This window comes from Microtetraspora sp. AC03309, assembly GCF_020826795.1.
Taxonomy (GTDB): Bacteria; Actinomycetota; Actinomycetes; order Streptosporangiales; family Streptosporangiaceae; genus Microtetraspora; species Microtetraspora glauca.
In genome coordinates this window covers 64,687-71,388 of sequence record NZ_JADDIL010000053.1, presented here as the reverse complement: position 1 = coordinate 71,388, position 6,702 = coordinate 64,687, and the positions used below count along the sequence as shown (strand labels likewise).

General features: G+C 70.9%; 6 protein-coding genes. All 6 read left to right on the top strand.

Features of this window, described 5'->3' with window-relative positions; genetic code table 11:
- Positions 1-164: 164 nt before the first annotated feature.
- Positions 165-1,928 carry a biotin carboxylase N-terminal domain-containing protein gene (locus tag IMZ11_RS27725; protein ID WP_228645351.1) on the top strand — a complete coding sequence of 588 codons (1,764 nt, stop codon included), beginning with the start codon at positions 165-167 and terminating at the stop codon, positions 1,926-1,928.
- Between the two features lie 634 nt (positions 1,929-2,562).
- Positions 2,563-2,907: a helix-turn-helix transcriptional regulator gene (locus IMZ11_RS27720; RefSeq protein ID WP_228645344.1), complete on the top strand. Its 345-nt coding sequence runs from the start codon at positions 2,563-2,565 to the stop codon at positions 2,905-2,907.
- Positions 2,908-3,141: 234 nt separating this feature from the next.
- Complete coding sequence (locus IMZ11_RS27715) at positions 3,142-3,309, top strand: DUF3073 family protein (RefSeq protein WP_082777003.1); 168 nt, start codon at positions 3,142-3,144, stop codon at positions 3,307-3,309.
- Between the two features lie 230 nt (positions 3,310-3,539).
- Positions 3,540-3,986, top strand: coding sequence for a hypothetical protein (locus IMZ11_RS27710; protein WP_228645343.1), 447 nt, complete (start codon positions 3,540-3,542; stop codon positions 3,984-3,986).
- 175 nt (positions 3,987-4,161) lie between these two features.
- Positions 4,162-5,850, top strand: coding sequence for an MFS transporter (locus IMZ11_RS27705; protein WP_308066849.1), 1,689 nt, complete (start codon positions 4,162-4,164; stop codon positions 5,848-5,850).
- Between the two features lie 120 nt (positions 5,851-5,970).
- A complete protein-coding gene (locus IMZ11_RS27700) occupies positions 5,971-6,633 on the top strand; it encodes a TetR/AcrR family transcriptional regulator (RefSeq protein ID WP_228645342.1) in 663 nt (220 codons plus the stop codon).
- The last annotated feature ends 69 nt before the right edge of the window (positions 6,634-6,702 follow it).

Here is a 6,702-nt window from a genome sequence, read left to right as displayed (position 1 = left end):
CGTTGCGGGGTGGGCACGGGGGCCGGGGCGGCCGCCGTGCCCACCCCGCAACGTCGCTGGGCCGCCCGCCACCACATGCTCCGCCGGCCCGTCGTCGCCGGTCCCGGGGGCTGGCGCGACTCGAGCTGGAAGCTTGGAGGACTTCAGTGAGCAACTCTCCCGTCCTGCGTAAGGTGCTCGTCGCCAACCGCGGTGAGATCGCCGTACGCGTCGTCCGCGCGTGCAAGGACGCCGCCATCGGCAGCGTGGCGGTCTACGCGGACCAGGACCGCGACGCCCTTTTCGTCCGGATGGCCGACGAGGCGTACGCGCTCGGCGGGGCCTCCCCGGCGGAGACCTACCTCGACATCGAGAAGATCCTCGACGTCGCCCGCCGTACCGGCGCGGACGGTGTGCACCCCGGGTACGGCTTCCTCGCCGAGAACGCGGCCTTCGCGCAGGCGGTCATCGACGCCGGCCTGATCTGGATCGGCCCGCCACCCGCCGCCATCGACGCCCTCGGCGACAAGGTGCAGGCCCGGCACATCGCCCAGAAGGTGGGGGCGCCGTTGGTCGCCGGAACCAGCGACCCGGTGTCCGGCGCCGACGAGGTCGTCGCCTTCGCCCGCGAGCACGGCCTGCCCATCGCCATCAAGGCCGCCTACGGCGGCGGCGGTCGCGGCCTGAAGGTCGCCCGCACCCTGGAGGAGATCCCCGAGCTCTACGACTCCGCCGTCCGCGAGGCCGTCACCTCCTTCGGGCGCGGCGAGTGCTTCGTCGAGCGCTATCTCGACCGTCCCCGCCATGTGGAGACGCAGTGCCTGGCCGACCGGCACGGCAACGTCGTCGTGGTCAGCACTCGCGACTGCTCGCTGCAGCGCCGCCACCAGAAGCTCGTCGAGGAGGCCCCGGCCCCCTTCCTGTCCCGCAAGCAGCTGGCGACGCTGTACGACTCCTCCAAGGCGATCCTGCGCGAGGCGGGCTACGTCGGCGCGGGGACCTGCGAGTTCCTCGTGGGCCAGGACGGCACGATCTCCTTCCTCGAGGTCAACACGCGGCTGCAGGTCGAGCACCCGGTCAGCGAGGAGGTCACCGGCATCGACCTGGTCCGGGAGATGTTCCGGATCGCCTGCGGCGAGGAGCTCGGCTACAAGGACCCCAAGGTCCGGGGGCACTCGATCGAGTTCCGGATCAACGCCGAGGACCCGGGACGCGGCTTCCTCCCCGCGCCGGGCACGATCACCCGCTGGCACTCGCCCTCGGGCCCCGGCGTACGGCTCGACGCCGGCTACGACCAGGGCGAGACGGTGCCGGGCTCGTTCGACTCCCTGGTCGCGAAGCTCGTCGTCACCGGGCGCGACCGCGCGCAGGCGCTTGAGCGCTCGCGCCGGGCGCTGGCGGAGTTCGTCGTCGAGGGGATGCCGACCGTGCTGCCCTTCCACCGGGTCGTGGTCGACGAGCCCGCGTTCATCGGCGACGGCAAGGCGTTCGACGTCCACACCCGCTGGATCGAGACCGAGTTCGACAACACGATCCCCCCGTACGCCGGGGGCACCGAGAACGCCGAGCCCACCGCCGTCGAGCGGGTCACCGTCGAGGTCGGCGGCAAGCGCCTGGAGGTCGTCCTTCCCGCCGGGTTCGGCGCGACCGGATCGGTCGCGGCGGCACGGCCGAACGGCGGGAGGCCGAAGCGCACCGGCGGCGCCAGGAAGCCGGGCGGCTCCGCGGCGAGCGGTGACGCGCTGACCTCGCCCATGCAGGGGACGATCGTCAAGGTGGCCGTCGAGGACGGCGCGGTCGTCGCCGAGGGCGACGTCATCGTGGTACTCGAGGCGATGAAGATGGAGCAGCCACTCACCGCCCACAAGGCGGGCACCGTCACCGGTCTGTCCGCCCAGGTCGGAGCGGGCGTCACCGCCGGATCCACGATCTGCGAGATCAAGGGCTGACGCGGGACTGACGCGGCGTGCCGGCGGGGTTCGCCGGCGAGGACGTGCGTCCAGGTCGGCCGCCGCGCAGCGCGGCCGGCCTGAGCCGACGCGGCGAGACGGGCCCTCTCCTCCGGGCCGGTGCCGGTTCGGATCGGGACGGGTTCCGTCCTCCTGCCTGTCATCGGTCCCGCCGCCCACCGGTCGTGGACCGCCGCCCGCCTGTCATCGGACCGGGCCCGCACTCCGCCATGAGGTCCTCCTCGTGCCGCTCGCGGTTCTCTTCCTGTCCTCTCCGCACCCAAGCACGCGAATGTGGGGGCGGAAACGATGAGATGTGCTGATCCGGTGGTGATCCGGTGGTGATCCGGTGGCGATTCCGGGAGACCAGGTGCGCCTCGGGGTGGTGTTCCGGTGTCCGGCCCGCTCCGTCGGGTGCTGTCGACGTACGTCAGTGCGGACCCCGGGGCGGCGGCGCGGCTGTCATAGGACTTGAAGAAGTTTTCAATTGGCTACCATGGTGTGTGACGAATTCTCGTTGTCAGCTGGATCCGCACCATGGAACGGAGACGTGTGCGCGTGATGTCGCCGGACCGCGCGCACCACGCCGGGTGGACACGCCACCGGACGTGGACGGCCATCGGGGGAGGTGCTGATGCCGGTTCCCCTCTACCAGGCGAAGGCGGATTTCTTCCGCACGCTCGGCCATCCCGTACGCATCCGGGTCCTGGAACTGCTCCAGGACGGTCCGCTCCCGGTGCGCGATCTGCTCGCCGGGATCGAAGTGGAGGCGTCCAACCTGTCGCAGCAGCTCGCCGTTCTGCGCCGAGCGGGTATCGTGACCTCGACGCGCGAGGGATCCACGGTGGTGTACGCGCTGAGCAGCAACGACGTCGCCGACCTGCTGCGGGCGGCACGGCGTATCCTGACCGACATGATCGCGGGTCAGGGGGAGCTGCTGGCGGAGCTGCGGGAGGCTGAGCATACGCGGCCCGGATGATCTCTACCGGGCGTGCGGTACGGAACTCGCGGCGGGAAGCGCCTCGCGAGAGGCCGCCGGTGACACCGGTTGATCCGGTCCGCCAGGGCGCTCGGGGAGGCGGGTCCCGCCGGCGCATGCCGTACACGACGGACAAACGATCTATGTCCCACGGCACACGGTGTGGGAAATTGCATAATTCTTCAAATGATAGAGAATAGGGCGAAGCACGGCCTGTGTTAGGGAGGACGATCAATGGGGCGGGGTCGGGCCAAGGCGAAGCAGACGAAGGTGGCTCGCCAGCTCAAGTACGCCAACCACAACATGGATCTCGAGCGGCTGCGCCAGGATCTCGCCGTCGGCGATGATCCCGTGCGCGACGACGAGACCGATGTTCCCGGTGACGGCGCGGGTCAGGCGTAGGCGCGGAGAAAGGCCGGTCCCCTCGTGGGCCCGGCCTTTCCGCTTGTCCGGACTCCTTCCGGGGCTCCTCCTCTGACGTTCTCGCGGGTTCCGCCAGGGAGCGGAGCCGGGCGGGCGGGGCAGGCGGGCTTCAGACGGCGGTGTGTCGTCAGAATGGTCGTGTGGTCGGCTCACGAATCCCCGCGGCGTCTCCGGGCGCTCCTTCGAAGACACGTGCGCGGCTTCGGACCATGGCGCTGCTCGAACTGGGCAACATCCCGTTCCAGGCGTGGATCTGGTTCGGGATCGCCGGGTTGCCGGTGACGGTGGTGAACTCCCTCGGATTCGCCCTGTTCGCGATCCTGCTGGCGCAGGGTGCCCTCTACTGGATGGCCAAGCTGCGCCAGCTGCGCGAACCGGGTCTCCTGCCGGGAACCCGGGCCTTTCTGATCGCGCGCGTGACCGATGTCCCGCTCCTGGTGGCCGGACTGACGGTCACAGGAAGCGCCGTCGCCGCCGACCCCGGGCGCGACTCCTGGCCCGGCCTGGTGTTCGCCCTCGTCGCAGTGCTCGAGTACGTCAACTACTTCCACGTCCAGCTCATGCATGACACCGTGGCGGATCTGCGCCGCCTGATGGCCACGGGGCCGCGGCGGTCGCATCTCGCCCGCGATCTGGCCCGCCGTCGCCGTGGGTGACGCCGTGGATGACGCCGTGGGGTGACGGGCGCGGTGGCGCTTCCCGCTGCGGGAGCGGCCGGGGTGAGGACGAACGACACGGACGGGTGAGCGACGCGGACGGGTGAGCGACGCGGACGGGTGAGCGACGCGGCGCGGTAGAGGGCTGGGCGACGGATGGCGACGTGCCGTTGCTATGGTTAGCGACATGATGTCGCTAAATTCCCGTCAGGGTTGGCTGCCTCTCGTCGTGCTCGCACTCGGAACTTCGATGATCATCGTGGACGCGACGATCGTGAACGTCGCCGTTCCGGCGATCATCGAGGATCTGCACCTGACCGCGACCGACGTGGAGTGGGTCAACTCCATCTATTCGCTGATGTTCGCGGCGCTGCTCATCCCGCTCGGCCGTACGGGTGACCTGCGCGGCAGGCGCCGCCTCTTCGCGTCAGGGGTCGGCGTATTCCTCCTGGCCAGCATGCTGGCGGCCGCCGCGGGCAGCGGCCCGGCGCTGATCGGCGCCAGGGTGATCCAGGGAGTGGGGGCGGCGATGGTCGTCCCGATGGCTCTCGCGATCATCAACTCCACCTACACCGGCAGGCGGCGGGTGATCGGGTTCGCCGTCTGGGGCTCGGTCATCGGCGGCATGGCGGGCGTCGGTCCGCTGCTCGGCGGCTGGCTCGTCACCGAGCACGGCTGGCGCTCGGCGTTCTGGGTCAACCTGCCGATCGGAGCGTTGATCCTCCTCGGCACGCTCCGTGTGCCCGACTCGCGCGACGAGCACTCCTCGGGGCACGACCCGCTGGGCATCGTGCTCGCGGTGATCGGCACGACCTCGGTCGTCTTCGCACTCATCGAAGGCCAGAAGTACGGCTGGCTCACCCCCTTGCGGCCCGCCTCGCTCCTCGGTGTGCGCTTCGAGGGCGTCTCGCCCGTTCCCTTCGCCTTCGGCGTCGGAATCGTGGCACTGGTCGCGCTGGTGCTGGTCGAACGGGCCCGGGGACGGGCGGGACGCTCCGTACTGATCGACCTGACGCTGTTCGCGCTGCCCAGCTTCCGGTACGGCGCGATGGCCGCGATGGTCGTGGCGCTGGGGGAGTTCGGGATGATCCTCGTGCTGCCGCTGTTCCTGCAGTCGGCGCTCGGCTACAGCGCGTTCCAGGCCGGACTGGTCATCGCCACGCTGGCCCTCGGCACGTTCCTGGCCGGCGGCATGGTTCCCGGGCTGGCCAGGAAGGCGAGCTCGCGCCTGGTCGTGCAGATCGGGATCGGCCTGGAGGTCGTGGGCGCGCTCGGCATCGCCCTGTCACTCGAACCGGGGATGAACCCGTGGCGGCCGGTTCCCTGGCTGGTGGTCTACGGGATGGGGATCGGCTTCGCCTCGGCGCAACTCACCAGCGTGCTGATGGCCGACGTACCGCCCTGGCAGTCGGGTCAGGCCTCCGGGCTGCAGAGCACGGTGCGCCAGGTCGGAGCGGCCTTCGGGGTCGCGGTGCTCGGGGCGGTGCTGGTCACGGGGCTCGGCTCGTCGGTCGAGCGGCACATGGACGCGTTTCCCGCACACACGCGCACCGAGGTGGCGCGTGCCGTACAGGAGAGCGGTGGTGTGGCCATCGCGTCGTTGCGCGAGCCGGCGGTTCACGCGGCGGCCGTGGCGGCGTCCGCCGAGGCGACCCGCAGGGTCACACTGCTCACGGCGCTGGTACTGCTGGCGGGGGTGGGCGCCACGCTCCTGCTCCCGCGTGGCTCCGCGTCCGGCCACGGGGAGGACCCCGCACCGGCCGACGGTGCGGCAACGGCCGGTGAGCCCGTGGACGTCGTGCGGGGAAGGGCCGAGCGTGACGCCGACGAGGCCGCGGGCGTGTCTCGGGAGGGCCGAGTCTGAGTAACGACGCGGAAAGCGTTATGGCCGGTGGTCACGGGTGTGGCGTCATGACCGGTCATCGAGATCACGCCGGTCACGCCGGTCATCCAGACCACGCCGGCCACGCCGGTCATGACGGCCATGACGATCATGGAGGGCGCGGCGGTCAAGGCGGTCTCGCCCGGCGCGGATACTGGAGGCCGGCACCTGGAGGTGGAGATGCCAAGGATCAGCGCGGCGACCGTAGCCGACCATCGGGCCAACCAGCACGCCGCCCTGCTCGACGCGGCGCGCGCGGTCCTGGCAGAGCAGGGCGTGCACGCGCTCACGCCCGCGGCCGTGGGAGCGAGGGTCGGGCTGGCCCGTTCGAGTGTCTACCGGTACTTCGCCTCGACCGCGGACATCCTCGCCCAACTCGTCGAGGACGCCTTCCCCCGGTGGCTGGTGCGCCTGCGGGACTCCCTGCGCGACGCGGGCGACGGGGTGACCCTCGACGACAGGATCCGCGCGTACGGCACCGCGGCGCTGGATTTCGTCAGCAGCCCCGACCACGCGCTCATCCCCGCGTCGCAGGCGGTGGGGCTGCCCGGCGAGTGCCAGAAGCGGGTGGACGAGATCCACGAGTCCATGATCGAGCCGCTCCGTGAGGCGCTGGATGAGGCCGGATATGACCACGCGGGCCTGCGGGCCCATCTCGCGTGGGGCATCCTCGGAGCGGGCTCACGCCGCCTGGCGGATGAGGAGGGTGATTCCGGCGAGATCGTCAGGATCACCCTCGACACCCTCTGCCGCGCCCTCAGGTGACCGGTCCGGCTCAGCCCGTTCGGCTGACCGGTGCGCCTGACCTCGTCCGGCTGATCGGCCCGACTTGCC

What these genes read in the sequence shown, in the direction of transcription:
- IMZ11_RS27720 (WP_228645344.1), top strand. Translation starts at nt 2,563, where the DNA reads ATGCCGGTTCCCCTCTACCAGGCGAAGGCGGATTTCTTCCGCACGCTC.
- IMZ11_RS27715 (WP_082777003.1), top strand. Translation starts at nt 3,142, where the DNA reads ATGGGGCGGGGTCGGGCCAAGGCGAAGCAGACGAAGGTGGCTCGCCAG.
- IMZ11_RS27710 (WP_228645343.1), top strand. Translation starts at nt 3,540, where the DNA reads ATGGCGCTGCTCGAACTGGGCAACATCCCGTTCCAGGCGTGGATCTGG.
- IMZ11_RS27705 (WP_308066849.1), top strand. Translation starts at nt 4,162, where the DNA reads ATGGTTAGCGACATGATGTCGCTAAATTCCCGTCAGGGTTGGCTGCCT.
- IMZ11_RS27700 (WP_228645342.1), top strand. Translation starts at nt 5,971, where the DNA reads ATGACGATCATGGAGGGCGCGGCGGTCAAGGCGGTCTCGCCCGGCGCG.